The 17603-nt window shown below is 50.4% G+C and carries 14 protein-coding genes; 9 read left to right on the forward strand and 5 right to left on the reverse strand.

Annotated elements, in window-relative coordinates; all coding sequences use genetic code 11:
• Positions 1-18: 18 nt before the first annotated feature.
• On the reverse strand, positions 19-1116 hold the full coding sequence (locus tag H8K26_RS11225; protein ID WP_190479537.1) for a threonine aldolase family protein: 1098 nt from the start codon (positions 1114-1116) through the stop codon (positions 19-21).
• Positions 1117-1256: 140 nt separating this feature from the next.
• On the opposite strand from H8K26_RS11225, the gene H8K26_RS11230 reads away from it, so the two are divergent.
• The 4 genes from H8K26_RS11230 to H8K26_RS11245 all read left to right on the forward strand — a co-directional run bounded on the left by H8K26_RS11230 (position 1257) and on the right by H8K26_RS11245 (position 5864).
• Positions 1257-2963, forward strand: coding sequence for a M14 family zinc carboxypeptidase (locus H8K26_RS11230; protein WP_190479539.1), 1707 nt, complete (start codon positions 1257-1259; stop codon positions 2961-2963).
• 88 nt (positions 2964-3051) lie between these two features.
• Positions 3052-3267, forward strand: a complete 216-nt coding sequence (locus tag H8K26_RS11235) for a hypothetical protein (protein WP_190479541.1) — start codon at positions 3052-3054, stop codon at positions 3265-3267.
• Between the two features lie 38 nt (positions 3268-3305).
• Complete coding sequence (locus H8K26_RS11240; protein WP_190479544.1) at positions 3306-5045, forward strand: tetratricopeptide repeat-containing diguanylate cyclase; 1740 nt, start codon at positions 3306-3308, stop codon at positions 5043-5045.
• Positions 5046-5051: 6 nt separating this feature from the next.
• Positions 5052-5864 carry an SAM-dependent methyltransferase gene (locus H8K26_RS11245; protein ID WP_190479546.1) on the forward strand — a complete coding sequence of 271 codons (813 nt, stop codon included), beginning with the start codon at positions 5052-5054 and terminating at the stop codon, positions 5862-5864.
• 157 nt (positions 5865-6021) lie between these two features.
• Here the strand turns inward: H8K26_RS11245 and H8K26_RS11250 are convergent, their stop codons facing one another.
• The 4 genes from H8K26_RS11250 to hutC all read right to left on the reverse strand — a co-directional run bounded on the left by H8K26_RS11250 (position 6022) and on the right by hutC (position 8016).
• The gene (locus tag H8K26_RS11250; RefSeq protein WP_186896685.1) at positions 6022-6240 is read right to left on the reverse strand and encodes a DUF3820 family protein; all 219 of its coding nucleotides are present in this window, start codon (positions 6238-6240) and stop codon (positions 6022-6024) included.
• Between the two features lie 19 nt (positions 6241-6259).
• A complete protein-coding gene (locus tag H8K26_RS11255; protein ID WP_186883233.1) occupies positions 6260-6907 on the reverse strand; it encodes a DUF2242 domain-containing protein in 648 nt (215 codons plus the stop codon).
• A 51-nt stretch (positions 6908-6958) separates the two neighbouring features.
• Positions 6959-7156, reverse strand: coding sequence for a hypothetical protein (locus H8K26_RS11260; protein WP_186883234.1), 198 nt, complete (start codon positions 7154-7156; stop codon positions 6959-6961).
• A 149-nt stretch (positions 7157-7305) separates the two neighbouring features.
• Positions 7306-8016, reverse strand: a complete 711-nt coding sequence (hutC, locus tag H8K26_RS11265) for a histidine utilization repressor (RefSeq protein ID WP_186883235.1) — start codon at positions 8014-8016, stop codon at positions 7306-7308.
• 178 nt (positions 8017-8194) lie between these two features.
• Between hutC and hutU the strand changes: the two genes are divergently transcribed.
• The 5 genes from hutU (at position 8195) to H8K26_RS11290 (ending at position 17467) form a co-directional block, all read left to right on the forward strand.
• Entirely contained in the window at positions 8195-9898 is a 1704-nt protein-coding gene (gene hutU, locus H8K26_RS11270) for a urocanate hydratase (protein ID WP_190479549.1), read from the forward strand.
• A gap of 123 nt (positions 9899-10021) precedes the next feature.
• Positions 10022-11563 carry a histidine ammonia-lyase gene (hutH, locus tag H8K26_RS11275; RefSeq protein WP_190479551.1) on the forward strand — a complete coding sequence of 514 codons (1542 nt, stop codon included), beginning with the start codon at positions 10022-10024 and terminating at the stop codon, positions 11561-11563.
• Positions 11564-11569: 6 nt separating this feature from the next.
• A complete protein-coding gene (locus H8K26_RS11280; protein ID WP_190479553.1) occupies positions 11570-12202 on the forward strand; it encodes a HutD/Ves family protein in 633 nt (210 codons plus the stop codon).
• The gene (gene hutI / locus H8K26_RS11285; RefSeq protein ID WP_190479555.1) at positions 12202-13410 is read left to right on the forward strand and encodes an imidazolonepropionase; all 1209 of its coding nucleotides are present in this window, start codon (positions 12202-12204) and stop codon (positions 13408-13410) included. Before H8K26_RS11280 ends, hutI begins: the two co-directional genes overlap by 1 nt.
• A gap of 337 nt (positions 13411-13747) precedes the next feature.
• Entirely contained in the window at positions 13748-17467 is a 3720-nt protein-coding gene (locus tag H8K26_RS11290; protein WP_190479557.1) for a DUF748 domain-containing protein, read from the forward strand.
• Positions 17468-17603: the final 136 nt, after the last annotated feature.

Here is a 17603-nt window from a genome sequence, read left to right on the forward strand (position 1 = left end):
CAGCGCAAGCGCACTGTCTCATCCCATCGCCAAGCCAGTTGCTAGCAAATCCAATGCCTGTCGCAATGTGTTGTCGTTGATGTCCAGCATCTGATCACCGACATACCATTCAAACATGCAATAGCCCGGCAGCGCTGTATGCACTGCGTTGTTAAATAGCCAGATGCCATGTTCGCTGGCGATGCGGTTACGCAACTGTATCGCTGTGTCTTTGTCTGCCGGCAAATGCAGATGCAGCATATTGCAGTCCGGTGTTGCAGGGTTCGCGATGAATGCCGGATAGTCTTTTAATACAGCATAGATTTCCCTGGTGCGCTGAAAATACGCTGGCATCGCCGCAAGACGTTGATCGAATTGCATAGCAGCGGCAACGACATACGGTGTGCGCCGGAACACATTACCACCTTGCCTGTGTATCCAGACTCTGGCTTTCGCGATGAAATCAGTGCGACCAGCAAGCATGGCACCGGCAAATCCGCCTATACCTTTGTAAAAAGAAACATAGACACTATCGAAGCCTGCTGCGATGTCGTTCAAGGGCTTATTGAACCCGCAGGCAGCTTCCCATAATCTTGCGCCATCCATGTGCAGATGAATGTCTTGCTGACGGCAATAGGTTTTTATCGCATTGAGTTCGTCCCAGCCCGGTAATTGCCCGCCTATTTCACGCATAGGTAATTCGTACTGCGCAGCGGCGATGTGTTCGGGCTGGGTTTGCAGGTCTTGCAGTACCCAGGGACGGTGCGGGTTACCGATGTTCAATGCGGTGAAATAATTCAAGACCTGAAAGTTACTGCGTTCGTGCAAAAGCAGGTGTGAGGTCGGATGCAGCGCAACCAGCGAACTGCCACGTTCTTCGCAGGCCAGTTTTAATGCGATTACCTGCGCCATAGTGCCGCTGATGCAAAATACTGAAGATTCCATCCCCAGCAGACCGGCAATTTTTTTCTCAAATGATTGCAGAAAATCGCCTTCACCATACACATCATGCTCAATATTATTTGCTTCGCACCAGCTCGCCATCTGTGCAAAACTCTGTGCCGGGGTCTGAGCTTTATGACCGGGCAGGATGGTATGACAGGTGTTTTTCAGGGCAATAATCTCGGCGTTATTCACAGTCTTCTCCGGTCAGATTCTTTTCTTTGGTAGTGCGGATAAAATCGCAGGCTCCAGTATGCCATCTCTGCCGTGTGTTTTTGGATAGTCGGAATGTAAGCTAAAATCGAAGCCTTACTCCATTTTGCAGAATCCTGAATATGAGCACGACGCCCACGCTTGCACACCAATTTTTAACTCCCTATGAAACTGGCAATCAGAATCAAACTACCAGCTGGGAAGAGTGCATACAATTCTATCAGCGACTTGCCGCAGCATTTCCCCGGACCTTACAGTTTTTTGAGATAGGCAGATCCGATGCAGGAAGACCTATTCATGCGGGCGTCGTGACGGCGGATGGCGTGTTTGATCGTGAGCAGCTGCAACGCGAAGGCCGCCCCGTCTTTTTTAATAACAATGGTATTCATCCGGGTGAACCGGAAGGGATAGACGCTTGTATGGCGCTGGTGCGTGACTTTTGTGTACAGCCGGAACGTCTGGCGGCATTAGGACGAACCGTGTTTTTGTTTATCCCTGTCTATAACGTTGATGGCTGCGTCAATCGTCAAAATACATCACGTGTGAATCAGGATGGCCCAGAGATGTTCGGCTTTCGCGGTAATAGTCTGCATCTTGACCTGAACCGCGATTTCATCAAATGCGACAGTCTGAATGCGCAGGTGTTCAATCGCTTCTTCAGTGCCTGGAGCCCGGATGTGATGGTCGATACGCATACGTCTAACGGCGCAGATTACCAGTACACGATGACGTTGATACAGACCCAGGCCGATAAGCTGGGGAGTGCGCTCGGCGGCTTTTTGCGCGAGACGATGTTACCTGCAATTTATACACAGATGAATGAACGTGGCTGGCCGACTTGCCCGTATGTGAATCCGGTGAAAGATATTCCGGATCACGGCATTGAAGATTTTCTGGAAACACCGCGTTTTTCCACAGGCTACGCCGCGTTGCATCACACGATAGGTTTTATGCCTGAAACGCACATGCTCAAGCCATTTGCTGACCGCTACGCATCGATGCGGGCACTGGTCGAAACTGTGCTGGACTTCACCATTGCGAATGCGGCACAGATACAAATGCTGAGGGCGCAGGCAAGACAGGCTGCCGCAACCAGTACGCACGCCGCCGTCAGCTGGAAGGTAGATCAAAGCCGTCCATCCAGCTTTCTGTTCAAAGGATATCAGGCAGTGTATCGCCCCAGCGTGATTGGTCATTACACTCGCTTAGCCTATGACCGTAGTCAGCCCTGGGAAAAACCGATTCCTTACTTCAATCACTTTGTCAGCGATGTGACAGTTACGCGTCCCAAAGCCTATCTGGTGCCACAAGCATGGCGCGATGTGATCGAGCGACTGCAATGGAATGCTGTGCAGATGCAGCGCGTCGAAAAAGCGCAGATGCTTGAGGTGCAGGCTTACCAGATTGAATCTGTGCAGTCGCGTCCGCACGCGTATGAGGGGCATCTTTTTCACGACCAGCTGACGCTCGTCAGCAGCCAGCAGACAGTGCAGGCGGAGCCTGGTGATTACCTGATTGCTCTTAATCAGCCACAGGCACGTTATGTGATGGAAACGCTGGAGCCACAGGCGCATGACAGCTTTTTCCGTTGGGGTTTCTTCAATAGTGTGTTGGAAAAAAAGGAAGCGTATTCCGATTACGTATTCGAGGATACCGCAGCGGAAATCCTGCACGACGAAGCGGCTACTCTGGCTTTGTTTGATGCCTGGAAGCAGAGCCATCCCGAGTTACTGAATAATCAGGAAGCGGTACTCGATTTTATTTTCACGCATTGCGAGCGCTACAGAGAACCAGAATGGCGTTGTTACCCGGTGTTGCGGATAATCTAATGTCGGTAACTTTTGCTTACATTTAAGATGAAACCGAATAGAATGTTTTCTTGGAAGTAATGTCATCAACTTTTACCTGAGAAACACTATGTCAAAACTGCTGGACTATCTGAATTATCTGGATCAAAACGCTGACGCACGTGAAGCATTTGCAGCCAACCCTGTCGCCGCAATGGATAGTTTTGGTCTGAGTGAGGAAGAAAAAAATTCGCTGATTTCCGGCGATAAATCGAAGGTGGCCAATTTAATTGGGATTGATGAGGCGGACTTGCCGAAGCTTCAGTCTCTTGAGACCACTCACTGATTTGTTAAGAGCGTGCGCTTAATAATGATAAAGAATCCATGAGGCTTTTATTGTTATGCGCGATGCTGCTCATCGTTATTCTGCCTCGGGAGGTGAATGCTGCAACAGATGCGAAAAATGATGTGCTTTTTCAAAAAGTACGTCAGACTTTAAGCACTTCTCCCGATGCATCACTCAAAATACTAGACGAACTGGCGTCGCAGCAGACTACGTTTTCTACTGAACAAAAAAATAAATTTCTGCTTTTGCGTGCATCGGCGCTCGGTTTTCTTGGAAAACACCGCGAGCGTGTGCAATTTGTTCAGTCTGTCATCTCAGATATTTCTGACATCGACTATCGAGCCCGATTTTTATATCAACTATCGGATGGCTACATCAATTTAGGTGAGTATGAAAATGCGCTGAGTTATATGAATCAGAGCATAGTATTGCTCCCCAGTCTGAAAAATAAAAATGCCAAGATTGATGTTTTCCAATCAGCAATTGTTATTCTGAATTCATTGCGGGCGTATGACGAATCGATGATGTATGCGTTACGCTTGTCAGAACTGGATCGCGAAGAAAGTCCAGGTTTGGCGACCTGCCTAGGGATCGGCGATCAGATTGAAATCAGTTTTTTAAAGGGCAATCGTCAAAAAGCCAATGAACTGTTGAATAGTGCTATCAAGTCTTGTGATGAACAACAGTTTTTTATTATGTCTCTTTTGATTAAAACCATCGCCAATATTGATGTGATCGAGTCAGGTAATTATGCTCTGGGTATCAAGGCTGGAGTATCTTTAGCTGTGGAGTTGAAAAAAAGCAATCAGAGTTCTGATTACTTAATACAGCTGGAAACGGCACTTGCTAAAGCTTACCTAAAAACGGGAGATACGCAGCAGGCTGAGTCATACGGTGTTCAGGCATATACCAGGGCAAAAAAAGAAAATGTCGTTTTGTTATTGGAAAAAGCCAGTGAAATTATGGCGGATATTAAGCGATCACAGGGGCAGTATTTCTCAGCACTGGAGTATGCCGATACGGCGCTGACTTTAAAAAATAAGCTGCTTGATCAACAGTTGCAGAAAAACCTGGCCTACCAGCGTGTTAAGTTCGAGATTCAGGACAAAGCCAATCAAATGGTTTTACTCGAACAAAAGAACAAAATTCTCGATGTTGAAAAAAAATTAGAGAAGAAGAGCAATCAGAATCTATTGCTGATCATCGCCTTGGTGCTGTGTTTTATTTGTGTGCTGGGCGTCTGGTTGTGGAAAGTTATCAGGCAGAAAAATATTTTCCAACGCCATGCAGAACTGGATGGGCTGACGCAGATCAGCAATCGTTCACACTTCATGAGTTCAGCAGAAGCCGGGGTTAAGCATCGTACTGCAGCGGTCAGCCTGATCCTGTTCGATATGGATTTTTTCAAAAATGTGAATGACAGTTTTGGTCACCCAACTGGTGACTGGGTATTGAAAAATGTGAGTCAGGCTGTTGCCGGTGTATTGCGTAAAGGTGATGTTTTTGGGCGTATTGGCGGCGAGGAGTTTGCTATCTTTTTGCCAGCGGCAGAACCGGAAATCGGTTTGCAACTTGCAGAACGTTGTCGGCATGCTATTACTATGATTGATACGGAATCCCGTGGCATCCGTTTTCCTTTAAGCGCAAGTTTTGGCCTCGCGACAATGACGATGAACACTAGCGGCATCACTAATTTTCAGGAATTGATGCAAGCGACTGATAAAGCGCTGTATCAATCCAAAGCAGATGGACGTAATCGCGTTTCCGTATTTTCATAGAATTCAATGTTAAATAAAAAAGCAGGGAAATTAGTTTGTGTCGGCACTGGTATGCGTATGGCGGGACAATTGACGCCGTTGGCAAAAAGCTATATCGAGTCATTTGACGTGGTGATCGCTGCCGTTCCTAACATGTTCACCCGCAAATGGTTGCAAGGTGTGGCAAAGGAGTATGTCTGTTTATTAGATCATTACGACGATACGAAAGTCGATGGCAAGACCCGGCGGGATACTTATCGTCGCATGGCTGATACGATCCTGCATGAAGTCCGGCAGGGTAAAAGAGTATGCGCGGCATTTTATGGGCATCCCGGTATTTTCGCCTGCATCTCACACTTGGCAATTGCTGATGCGCGGCAGGAGGGTTTTGAAGCACATATGGAGCCGGGGATTTCCGCACTGGATTGTCTGGTCGCCGATCTGGGAATCGACCCGGGTACTTTTGGTATGCAATCGATGGAAGCCACCCAATTCATGATTTATCAGCGCCAGATCGACCCGACTGCATTGTTTGTTTTGTGGCAGATCGGTATTGCCGGTGATCTGACACTCAAGCGTTTTGAGACGGAACCGGCGCATTTGCAGATCATTGTGAATAAGCTCATGAAAACATATTCACCTGATCATGAGGTAATTTTGTATGAGGCTGCTACGCACCCGCTGGAGCAGACACGGGCGGATAAAATTCGTCTCTGTGAATTGCCGCAGGCGGCGCTGAAGCAGATCACCACACTGGTGATTCCGGCTGCAAATAAGATGCAAATTGATCAGGATGTCGTCGATCAGTTGCGAGCCTTGTCAGACACCGTACTTGCCTGAGCCTTACCTGTATAGGTATTTATTGAATTAAAAAAAGCAGCACAATTTCTTTGTGCTGCTTTTTTTTCTAGTTTCCAGTTCGTCTCCGCAGGCTGATCGGATATGAGTGGAACGGCGTTGAGTGATATTGAGGCAACGCAGGGCTGGCCTGAGTTGTTTATTTTGTCGACTGCCGCAAAGGATTCAGCAGTTCCCGCAGATCATTATGGTCAATCTCATACATCAGCTCCAATAATCTGCCTATCTCTCCTTTGGGAAAACCTTCACGCGCAAACCAGCCCAGATAATGCCCCGGCAAATCGGCGATGTATCTGCCTTCATATTTGCCGTAAGGCATTTTTAGTGTCAGCAATCGCTGCAAATCATCTGCTTGCATGGGTTTTTCAAATGGAAGCTTAGTTATCGGCATTCGACTTACTTATTTCTTTACCCGCCTGATCCGGCGCGGCTGATTGTTCAGCCGGCGGTGCCTTTACAGAAGCACTTTCTTTTTTTTCTGCATCGGGATCATTCGGCATTTGTACACTATCGAGATAGCGTTCAACCAGATCAAAAAACTGGTTGTAAAACTGCCCGGTTGGTATCGTTTCGCTGGCGACTTTAACGAGCGCATCATCCGTTGTGCCAAATGGTAAAGAGACGGAGCCGATAGCACTGACGCCGATACTGGCAGAGGTGTTGCTCTTTTTCAGTGAGTAACGATCGCGTACCGCATTCGCGAATATGGTGGTGCTGTTGCTGCCCAGACTGTTGGCGACACAGACGACATTAAACTCGATTTCCGCATGGACTTCGGCATCGTGCTGATATTTGCGGCGACCTTTCAGGATGGAAGGTTTCCAGTCGCTGATAACATATCCCTGGCTCAGCAATGCGCGTCGCGCTGCTTCGCAGGCGGATTGCTCCGTACCGGGAAAACTGCGCGTAAATACACCGCTGGCACCAAATTCCTCATGTTGTTGGGAGGGCGATTTGGTAGTGGAACAGGCACTGACCAGACTCAAAGAAAGTGCGACTGACAAGTACAAAAATAAACGGCGCATTTTTAATCTAAACTTCATGTGAGCAGAGGCTGGTTTTACTATGATCTATCCTCAAGCGAGCGCCTCTTTTGCTGCTTCTTCCGGACTTAAACCATCAAAAAATAAATCGGTGAACCACTCGATTTGTTCTTCTATATGATCCTGTGCCTGCGCGATGGTCGCCCCGCCGGCAACTAAAAAACCTTCAACTTCTGTGCACCATGCGATCAGCGCTTCGGTTTCCGGATCAAGCTCATTCTTTTTTGCCATGGTAATTTCCTTAATTCAGACTGCATTTTAACTGCTTGGCAGAATGAACGTTGTTACAAGACTGTTACCAAATCATGTCGTAACGTATCAGTCCGGTTGTTGCAACGTGTCAGAGCGGTTTTTCGATGACGTGCTCAGTTATTTTGTCATTAGAAACTGCCAGCAAACTGGTAGCGTTTCCCCGGGTGCCACATAGTCACAACGGTTGCGATTTTTCCCTTTGAGCGGGTCTTTCTGTGCAATACCAGACAAGTATCCTTAACGGCAATCTGCAGCATCGCGGCGATCTGTTTTGGCGGCATCATCGCTTCTATCCGGTAATCAACGCCTTGCAGCGGTGCTACTGCGACCAGATACTCATTCGGTGTCATGCTGCTGAAATCCTGTTGCAGATAGTCGGGTGTGACACTGGAATTGACCCAGCGGTCTTCTACCTGAATCGCGACATTATCTTCAAAGTGAACGATGACTGAGTGAAACAGACGATGCCCCGGTTTGACCATAAATTCTTGCGAAAGTTGCTCACTTGCAGGATGCTCCGCCAGCAGATGTAATTCACTTCTATGCACGTGCCCACGCGAACGGATTTCTTCGGCAATGCTTTTGATTTCCACCAGCGTTGCCTGGTATTTTTGTTGTGCAACGTAGGTGCCTGAACCTTGAATCCTGTGCAGAATCTGTTCGCTGGTCAGCTCGCGCACTGCGCGGTTGACCGTCATGCGCGAGACGTTGAATTGTTCTGCCAGCATCGCTTCAGATGGGATTGCATCGCCTTCTTTCCAGGTACCGGACTGAATCTCTTTCAGTAAATAATTTTTGATCGTCTGGAAAACGGGGGCATTAACTTGTACTTTTGGCACGGGATTCCTGCTGAAATAGTTGCGCTATTGTCTCACTAAAAATCCGCTTGCAAAAGTTGTATATACAACTTAAACTCAAAAAAAGCTGCTCTGAAGGGAACGTCAATATTCAGCGCTACCGGCCATCAAAATGCCCGGCTACATTTTCCCCGTAACACCTGAGATCAGGAGACACCGTATGTCCGATATTCTTCAAAACGATCCACGCTGGGATGCTAGCCGTGTTATTCACGCACCGCATGGTGCCGAGAAGGTTTGTAAAACCTGGGTGGCCGAGGCGGCCTATCGCATGATACAAAATAATCTGGATCCGGCCGTTGCTGAAAATCCTAAGCATCTGGTGGTGTATGGCGGTATAGGCCGCGCGGCGCGTAACTGGGAGTGCTATGACCAGATTCTGGCTTCGCTCAAGGCGCTCGAAGCCAATGAAACCCTGTTGATACAGTCAGGCAAACCGGTAGGTGTATTCCAGACGCATGAAGATGCGCCACGCGTACTGATCGCGAATTCCAATCTGGTGCCGAAATGGGCCAACTGGGAACACTTTAATGAACTCGACCGCAAAGGCTTGTTCATGTATGGTCAGATGACCGCAGGCAGCTGGATTTACATCGGCACTCAGGGCATCGTGCAGGGGACTTATGAAACCTTCGCCGAAGCCGGACGCCAGCATTACAACGGCGACTGGGGTGGACGCTGGATACTGACTGCCGGCCTCGGTGGCATGGGCGGTGCGCAGCCATTGGCGGCCAGCTTTGCCGGTGCGGTGTCGCTGAATATCGAATGCCAGCAAAGCAGTATCGACTTCCGTCTGCGTACCCGTTATGTCGATAAACAAGCGAAAGACCTGGACGATGCGCTGGCACTGATACAGCAGCATTGCGAACGTAAAGAAGCGGTTTCTATCGCCTTGCTCGGCAATGCCGCTGAAATCCTGCCTGAGCTGGTCAAGCGCGCCAAAGCGGGCGGCATGAAACCCGATCTGGTGACCGATCAGACCTCGGCACATGATCTGATCAATGGCTATCTGCCTGTAGGCTGGAGCGTGCAGCAGTGGAAGGCTGCCCAGCACGATTCGACACAACATGCAAAGCTGACTGCGGATGCGGCTCAGGCGTGTGCGGTGCATGTACAGGCGATGCTGGACTTCCATGCGATGGGCATTCCTACTGTTGACTATGGCAATAATATCCGTCAGGTTGCATTCGATACCGGCGTAAAAAATGCCTTCGATTTCCCCGGTTTCGTACCGGCCTATATCCGTCCGCTGTTCTGCGACGGCAAAGGTCCATTCCGCTGGGTGGCTTTGTCGGGTGATCCGGAAGATATCCGGAAAACCGATGCCAAAATCAAGGAATTATTCCCACACAACAAAGGCGTGCATAAATGGCTGGACATGGCGGGTGAACGTATCGCGTTTCAGGGCTTACCTGCACGTATTTGCTGGCTGGGTCTGGGCGAGCGTCATATCGCCGGGCTGGCCTTTAATGACATGGTCAAAAACGGCGAACTCAAAGCACCGGTCGTGATCGGTCGCGATCATCTCGATACCGGTTCGGTCGCCAGCCCGAATCGCGAAACAGAAGGCATGCGGGATGGTACCGATGCCGTCTCTGACTGGCCTTTGTTGAATGCCTTGCTGAATACCGCCGGTGGCGCCAGCTGGGTTTCTTTGCATCATGGCGGCGGCGTTGGTATGGGTTATTCCCAGCATTCCGGTATGGTGATTGTAGCCGATGGGACGGACGCCGCAGCGAAGCGTCTTGCGCGCGTACTGGTCAATGATTGCGGTTCCGGCGTGATGCGTCATGCCGATGCTGGCTACGAACAAGCCGTGGCCTGCGCCAAGCGTGAAGGCTTGAATTTGCCGATGCTTAAATAAGCAGATCGTCTGAATTGACAAGAAAATGCCCGCGTATAACGGGCGTCCTGGCGCAAAAATGCCTGAAGAGGCGCGCAGACATTGAGACAATCCATTGCGACACCCTATTGAGAAAGCAAAAAAATGAGTAAGCATCTTGAGATACATCCTGGCGAATTCACGCTGTCAGATTTGCACCGCATCTGGATCAGTCCGGCACCATTAAAACTGGTCGCGTCTGCTTACCCGGCGATACACGCATCGTCAGAAATGATACAAAAGATCGTTGCCAAAGGTGATGCGGCTTACGGTATCAACACCGGCTTCGGCAAACTCGCGAAAACCCGCATTCCAGATGATCAGCTTGAACTCTTGCAACGCAATCTGATTTTGTCTCATTCGGTGGGTTCAGGCGAATTCATTGCTGATGAGGTCGTGCGTCTGATATTGGCGATGAAAATTGCCAGCCTGGCTCGTGGGGTATCCGGCATCCGCGCGGTTGTGATCGACACCATGATCGCGATGCTCAACGCTGGCATTATGCCTACCATCCCCGTCAAGGGCTCGGTCGGTGCCTCCGGCGATCTGGCACCGTTATCGCACATGACACTGGCGCTGCTGGGCGAAGGCGATGTGCGCGTCAACGGTACACTGATATCGGCAAAACAGGCGCTGGCGAATGCTGGCATCACGCCGGTGGTGCTGGCCGCGAAAGAAGGGCTGGCATTGATCAATGGTACTCAGGTATCAACGGCGCTCGCTTTGCATGGCTTATTCATGGCGGAACGTTTGCTGGAAGCAGCCACGATTACCGGCGCTTTGTCGGTCGATGCTGCCAAAGGCAGTGACGCACCGTTTGACCCTCGCATACATAGCAGTCGTGGTCAGCCGGGTCAGATCGCGACGGCAGAAATTTATCGTAAGCTTCTGGTCGGTAGCGAAATCCGTCAATCCCATCTGGTCAACGATGAGCGCGTGCAAGACCCATATTGCCTGCGCTGCCAGCCTCAGGTTATGGGTGCCTGTCTGGACATCATCAATAATGCAGCGCGCACTTTGCTGATCGAAGCGAATGCCGTCACCGATAATCCGCTGGTATTTGTTGATACCGGCGAAGTCATTTCCGGTGGTAACTTCCATGCCGAGCCAGTCGCTTTTGCGGCGGATACGCTGGCACTCGCAATTGCCGAGATCGGTGCGATTTCCGAGCGCCGTATCGCCTTGCTGATTGATGCTTCGTTATCTGGTTTGCCGCCATTTCTGGTGCCATCGTCGGGCCTGAATTCCGGCTTCATGATCGCGCATGTGACAGCGGCAGCACTCGCTTCCGAAAACAAATCGCACGCGCATCCATCCAGCGTCGATTCGATTCCGACCTCGGCCAATCAGGAAGATCACGTCAGTATGGCGACCTATGGTGCCCGTCGTTTGCATGAAATGGCGCAGAATACCGCGACCATCGTCGGTATTGAATTGCTGGCGGCGGCGCAGGGCGTGGATTTCCATGCGCCACTGAAGACCTCGCCTATGCTGACGCAGGTGCATCAGACCTTGCGGAATAAGGTTGCGTTCTATGAGAAAGACCGTTTTTTCGCACCCGATATCGAGGCAGCAAAAGAGCTGGTGGTCTCAGGCCGCATCAGTGCAGAATGCCAGCATCTGTATCAGCATTTATATCTGGCTTGACGGTGTATGTTGATGCAGCGTTGGTCGGTGAGTGATTATCAGACGATGCCCTGGAAAAATGGCGGCGGCAGCACGACTGAGCTGGCGATTTTTCCGGCTGGCGCCAGTCTGGATAATTTCATCTGGCGCCTGAGTACGGCGCAAGTCGAGGTTGATGGGCCGTTTTCCAGTTTCCCCGGCATAGACAGAACGCTTGCCGTGTTGTCTGGCGCAGGTTTGATTTTGCATACGAAGGCAGAGCAGGGAACTACACCATCGGGTGCGGTGCATCTGACGCAAAACAGCGCGCCGTATTGCTTTGCAGGCGAGCTTGCGGTAACGGCTGAATTATCAGAGGGCAGCGTGTCGGATCTGAACATGATGACGCGCCGCGATGTCTGCACCCATACCATGCAAAAGCTATTGGCCGGACAACATCGCATCCATGCGCAAGACGCCCGGCAGATGCTGTTGTACTGCGTTGCCGGTGGCGCTCGCCTGACAACGCCAGAAACAGCGGAGGAAGTATTTTGCAGCGGCGATCTTATGCTGTTGAATGAAAACCGTCCTGCATCAGGCATAGCACTGGAACTGACTGCCGATGAGGGCGCCATCGTATATCTGATCACGCTGGAATTTCTCGATAACGGGGTGGACTGATGTTGCACTGGGATAGTTTGTGGACCAACATCCACCTCGCGACCATGACAGATGGTTATGGCGAGATTAATGATGCCGCGCTTGCTGTCCGTGACGGCAAGATCGTCTGGCTGGGTGAGCGCAATGCCTTACCCCCGAATTATTCGGTCACAACACAGCACGATGGCGCTGGCTGTTGGGTCACGCCGGGACTGATCGATTGTCATACGCATCTGGTGTATGCAGGTAACCGTAGCAATGAATTTGAAGCACGTCTGAATGGCGTCAGTTATGAAACGATTGCCCGCCAAGGTGGCGGTATTCTTTCCACCGTCACGGCGACCAGAGCCGCGACGGAAGATGAGCTATTGCAAGCGACTTTGCCACGTCTGCGCGCGTTGCTTAGTGAAGGTGTGACCACGCTGGAAATCAAGTCAGGCTATGGTCTCGATTTGCCTAGCGAAGCGCGGCTGCTGCGTGTTGCGCGGCGCATAGGACGTGAGTTTCCGGTTCGCGTCAAGACAACTTTTCTGGGAGCGCACGCTTTGCCAGCGGAATATGCAGGTCGGCCAGATGATTACATCACACTGGTGTGCGAGCACATGCTGCCAGCATTGGTGGCGGAAGAATTGGTGGATGCAGTTGACGTCTTTTGCGAAAAAATCGGTTTTACGCCGGCTCAGACCGAGCGGGTATTTCTGGCCGCGCAAGCACTTGGTTTGCCGGTGAAGCTGCATGCAGAGCAATTATCCGATCAGGGTGGGGCGGCGTTAACTGCGCGTTATCACGGCTTGTCGGCGGATCATCTGGAATATCTGTCGGAGGAAGGGATCGCCGCGATGGCTGCCAGCGGCACGGTGGCGGTGTTATTGCCCGGTGCTTTTTATTTTTTACGTGAAACGCAAATGCCGCCGGTGCAGGCCTTACGTGCTGCCGGTGTGAAGATCGCATTGGCGACCGATTGCAATCCCGGCACATCGCCACTGACCTCACTGTTACTGACAATGAACATGGGTTGCACCCTGTTTCGTTTGACGCCGCTGGAAGCCCTGCAGGGCGTGACTTGCCATGCCGCACAGGCATTAGGGGCGAGCAGCATCAGCGGCACCTTAGAAGTTGGCAAGATGGCCGATTTTATTTTGTGGAAGATACAGCGACCGGCAGATCTGGCCTATCACATCGGTGCGAATTCACTCTGGAGCAGGGTTTTCGGCGGGCGACCAGAATAACGGCGCGGTTTTTTCCCATGAAGCGTATGAGCCGGAAACAAAGGCTTGCCGCTGTTGCACCTGACTGACACTTGTCAACATTAAGCCCTGCCCGGGTCGGCGCTTGTTCACGGTTTGTTTAATCTTTACGCGCTTCCGTTCGAATGCGTATCGATAGCATCTGAACGAACTCTGGTAATCTTTTGACACATTATTTAACCCACGCAGCCCGGGTTTTCCCCGCTTTGACGTTTAGCGAGACGTATAATGCTGGAAAAATAATATTCAATTGAAAAATGAGGCGCTTCAGCGATTTTTGCTTCATTTTATCTACCTTATCTACACGCAGAGGCTCACAGTGGCATTACCGGTTACTTCTTTTTCGACCCGTTTTCAACGTTGGAGAACGGGGCGCTGGCTTGCCGGGGGACTGGTGCTAGCCGTGCTGCTGATGTTGCTCAGCTATTTATTTCTGCCGGTGTTTGTAAAACGCATGGCGATAGAGCAGGTGCAACAACAAACTGGCCGCAAACTGGATATCGGCGAGGTCAGCTTTTCTCCATTTTCGCTTGCCCTGACGGCGACGAATGTGCGTCTCTATGAAGCCGATCAGAAAACGTCGGCTTTAGCGGTGCAAGAGCTGAGAGTCAATCTGTCAATGACATCCTTGTTTCATCGCGCACTGGTACTCGATGAATTTTATCTGACTGCGCCGGATGTGCATCTGGTACGTTACAGTGCGGCTCAGCATAGTCGCTATAACGTCAGCGACGTGCTGGATAAAATTGCAGCAGCTCCCAAAAGTGACGCGCCGCTGCGTTTTTCTGTTGCCAACATACAGATCAGCAAAGGTACTATCGTCTTTGATGACCAGGTCTTCGGTAAGCAATTTAAACTGACAGACTTGCAGGTAGGCTTACCTTTCATTTCCAATTTCCCGAAACAGATAGACAGCTTTGTCGAGCCCCGATTATCTGCCCACATCAACGGTGCGGATTTTTCTTTGCAGGCGCGCGCCAAGCCATTTTCTGAAACGCACGAAAGCACGCTGGCGATCGATTTCGATCAATTAGATCTGGCGCAACTGATTCCTTATGTGCCAGTCGCCTTACCGGTGCAGGTAAGCAGCGCCAGACTGAGCAGCAAGCTCAATCTGACTTTCAGCCAGAAAAAGCAGATGGAAATTTTTCTGTCCGGTGATTTGCGTTTGCATGATGTTTTCCTGAAAGATAAACAAAGTCAGCCTTTGCTGAAGCTGGAAGGTTTGCAGGCGCAGATTCGTCAGATGAATCTGATGACGGCGGCGACAGAGTTGCAACAATTGAGCCTGAGCGCACCACAGGTATGGCTGGATTTTGATGCGCAGCATGGCCTGAACTGGGCGAATCTGCAAGCTGCGCCCGTTGGTAAATCAGGGGCGGTAACGACTGCTGCAGCCGGAAAAACATCCACAGCGACACCAGTAGTGACGGCGACAACAGCGACAGCAACCACTGCACCGTTGCCACTCGTGCAGGTACACGATCTGCAGGTCGCGAATGGACAGATACACTTTTCTGATGCCGTGCATGCCAAACCAGAACAAAAACTGGAATTGCAAAACATCAGCCTGCGTGCGCAGCAGTTATCGACCGCGAAAGACGTCAAGCCAGCACAACTGAAACTGAGTCTGGAAACAAAAGCCGATGAAAAAATCGGGTTTGACGGGCAATTGCAGATTTTTTCCTCTACGCTGAATGGCAAGCTTGCCATCAGCGATGTGGCGCTCGCCAATTATCAGGCTTTTCTGAATCCGTTTTTGAAGGCGAATCTGAGTGGCAAACTGGATGCGGAATCCAGCGTCAGTCTGAAGGCTGGCGAATTTCAGCTTAGTAATTTATCGCTCAGACTGCGTGATCTGCTGCTGAAAGGGAACGCCAGTGACGGTAGCATTGCGCTCAAATCTTTTGCGCTGAACAAAACACTACTTGACTCCACGAACCGTGCGATACAAATGGGAACCGCGGAATTTGATGGTTTGCGGGCGGATATCCGGCGCGATAAATCGGCGACGATGCTGATGCAGAGCTGGTTGCCCGAGTCAGCTTCCTCTGCGACCAAAGGGAACGTCGTCAGAACTGCCAACGCTGAACAGCCACCTGCCAAGAGCGCAGCAGCTGCGCCGTGGAAAATCAGCCTGAATCAATTTGATCTGAAAAATAGTGAAATCGATTTTCTCGATCAGTCGGTCACACCGGAAGTGAAATTAAACCTGAACAGCATCAGCCTGAATCTGGGGCAACTGAGCAGCGATCTCTCTAAAGACGTCAGCTTCCGTCTGCAATCGAAACTGAACCGGCGTTCCAAGCTGAATCTGGATGGCAGTAGTTCTGCCGGTATGAAAAAAGTAAACGTGAATGTCGATACAGAGAGTTTGCCGATTGCGCGACTATCTTCGTATTTTTCGCAATTTCTGAATGTGCAGATTGTTAAAGGTGGCGGCACTGCCAAGGGCAAGCTGGTACTGACAAATATCCTGGAAGCCGACCGTCAGTTTGATTACGACGGCATGCTGAGTCTGAATAATTTTCAGATATTTGAAAATGGCACAGAGGAGGATTTTCTGGACTGGAAAGCGATATCGGCCGAAGGCATTCACGCGAACGTAGGAAAAACCAAGCAACTGATTGATGTTAAAAAACTGAGCCTGAATGATTTTTTTGCGCGTCTGGTGTTGTCTGACAAGGCGCGCTTGAATTTACAGAATATTCTGGTGAGCCAAACCGCGAAGGATGTACCTGCGAACGCAGTGCCGACGTCGAAAGAGATGACGCCGAAAACCACTGCAGGCCTTGCCGGTAGCACCACCGTGACGCAGAAAGTACCGGTCACCGGTACGCCATCCTCCGTCGTTATGCGCATAGGGCAAACCGTCATCACCGGTGGCAACGTAAACTTTACGGACAATTTCATACAACCGAATTACCATGCAAACCTGACTGGCATCAGCGGTAGCATAGGCACGATTTCATCCGACAACCCACAAGTGGCAACGGTGGAACTGAATGGCAAAGTGGATGATGACGCACCTTTGCTGATTTCAGGCAGCATGAATCCTTTATCCACACCGGTATTTCTGGATATTAAAGGCAGTGCGAACGGGATCGAGCTGACCAAGCTGACGCCGTATGCGGCTAAATATGCGGGCTACGTGATTGAAAAAGGTAAATTGTCGGCTCAGGCAAGTTACAAAATAGAGAACCAGCAATTGACGGCTGAGAACGAGGTGAGGCTGGATCAACTGACGTTTGGTGAGCGGGTGGACAGCCCGAGTGCGACCAAATTACCAGTGATGCTGGCAGTGGCGCTGTTGCGTGACAACCAAGGCCGGATAACGATTAATTTACCGATCTCTGGCTCATTAGCCGACCCGCAGTTTTCTGTTAGCAGCATTATTTTTAAAGTGTTTGTGAACATCATTACCAAGGCGGTGACGTCACCGTTTGCCTTACTGGGATCGATGTTTGGTGGTGGTGAAGAGCTGGCCTATCTTGAATTCAATCCCGGCAGTGCAGTTCTGACGCCGGCGGCAACTGAAAAACTCGACAACCTGGCAAAAGCATTGAAAGAACGCACCAGTCTGCATCTGGATATTACAGGCCGTGTGGACGTCAAGAGTGATACTGAGGGCGTACGTCATGAAATGCTGGAAAATCGTTTGCGCGAAGCTAAATGGCGTGAACTTGGCCGGAAAAATCGCGGCATCAAAGCGGAGTCGCTGACATTGACGGCAGACGAACGACATAAATTTCTGCAATCCTTATACGATGCTGCAAAATTCAATAAACCACGGAATGTGCTGGGGCTGGCTAAAACGCTGCCAGACGCAGAGGCGGAACAATTGCTATTGCAAAATCTGACGGTGGACACCGATGATTTGCGGGACTTGGCGCAAAGACGCGCAGATACTGTGCGCGATTATCTCGAAGATGTGGCACTGGTGAGTCGCGAACGCATGTTCCTGATTGCCCCCAAACTGAATGCGGACGGCATCAAAGATAAGGGCGCTCCTAACCGCGTTGATTTTTCATTGAAGTAATCTGATCTCAGGCACAGCTTTTTATAACAACGATGATGCTGCGATTAAAGTCCTGCAGAACCGGATATCGTTCTTTGCTGACGGATTGTTTTGAGCATCATCTTGATTTATGCTGATCTGACGGGCGTAACAATTT

Source organism: Cognatundibacterium aquatile (assembly GCF_014699135.1).
GTDB lineage: Bacteria > Pseudomonadota > Gammaproteobacteria > Burkholderiales > Burkholderiaceae_D > Undibacterium > Undibacterium aquatile.

Excerpts from the sequence above, each read along its gene's own strand:
- H8K26_RS11230 (WP_190479539.1), top strand. The coding sequence starts at position 1,257 with ATGAGCACGACGCCCACGCTTGCACACCAATTTTTAACTCCCTATGAA.
- H8K26_RS11235 (WP_190479541.1), top strand. The coding sequence starts at position 3,052 with ATGTCAAAACTGCTGGACTATCTGAATTATCTGGATCAAAACGCTGAC.
- H8K26_RS11240 (WP_190479544.1), top strand. The coding sequence starts at position 3,306 with ATGAGGCTTTTATTGTTATGCGCGATGCTGCTCATCGTTATTCTGCCT.
- H8K26_RS11245 (WP_190479546.1), top strand. The coding sequence starts at position 5,052 with ATGTTAAATAAAAAAGCAGGGAAATTAGTTTGTGTCGGCACTGGTATG.
- H8K26_RS11250 (WP_186896685.1), bottom strand. The coding sequence starts at position 6,240 with ATGCAAGCAGATGATTTGCAGCGATTGCTGACACTAAAAATGCCTTAC.
- H8K26_RS11255 (WP_186883233.1), bottom strand. The coding sequence starts at position 6,907 with ATGCGCCGTTTATTTTTGTACTTGTCAGTCGCACTTTCTTTGAGTCTG.
- H8K26_RS11260 (WP_186883234.1), bottom strand. The coding sequence starts at position 7,156 with ATGGCAAAAAAGAATGAGCTTGATCCGGAAACCGAAGCGCTGATCGCA.
- hutU (WP_190479549.1), top strand. The coding sequence starts at position 8,195 with ATGTCCGATATTCTTCAAAACGATCCACGCTGGGATGCTAGCCGTGTT.
- hutH (WP_190479551.1), top strand. The coding sequence starts at position 10,022 with ATGAGTAAGCATCTTGAGATACATCCTGGCGAATTCACGCTGTCAGAT.
- H8K26_RS11280 (WP_190479553.1), top strand. The coding sequence starts at position 11,570 with ATGTTGATGCAGCGTTGGTCGGTGAGTGATTATCAGACGATGCCCTGG.
- hutI (WP_190479555.1), top strand. The coding sequence starts at position 12,202 with ATGTTGCACTGGGATAGTTTGTGGACCAACATCCACCTCGCGACCATG.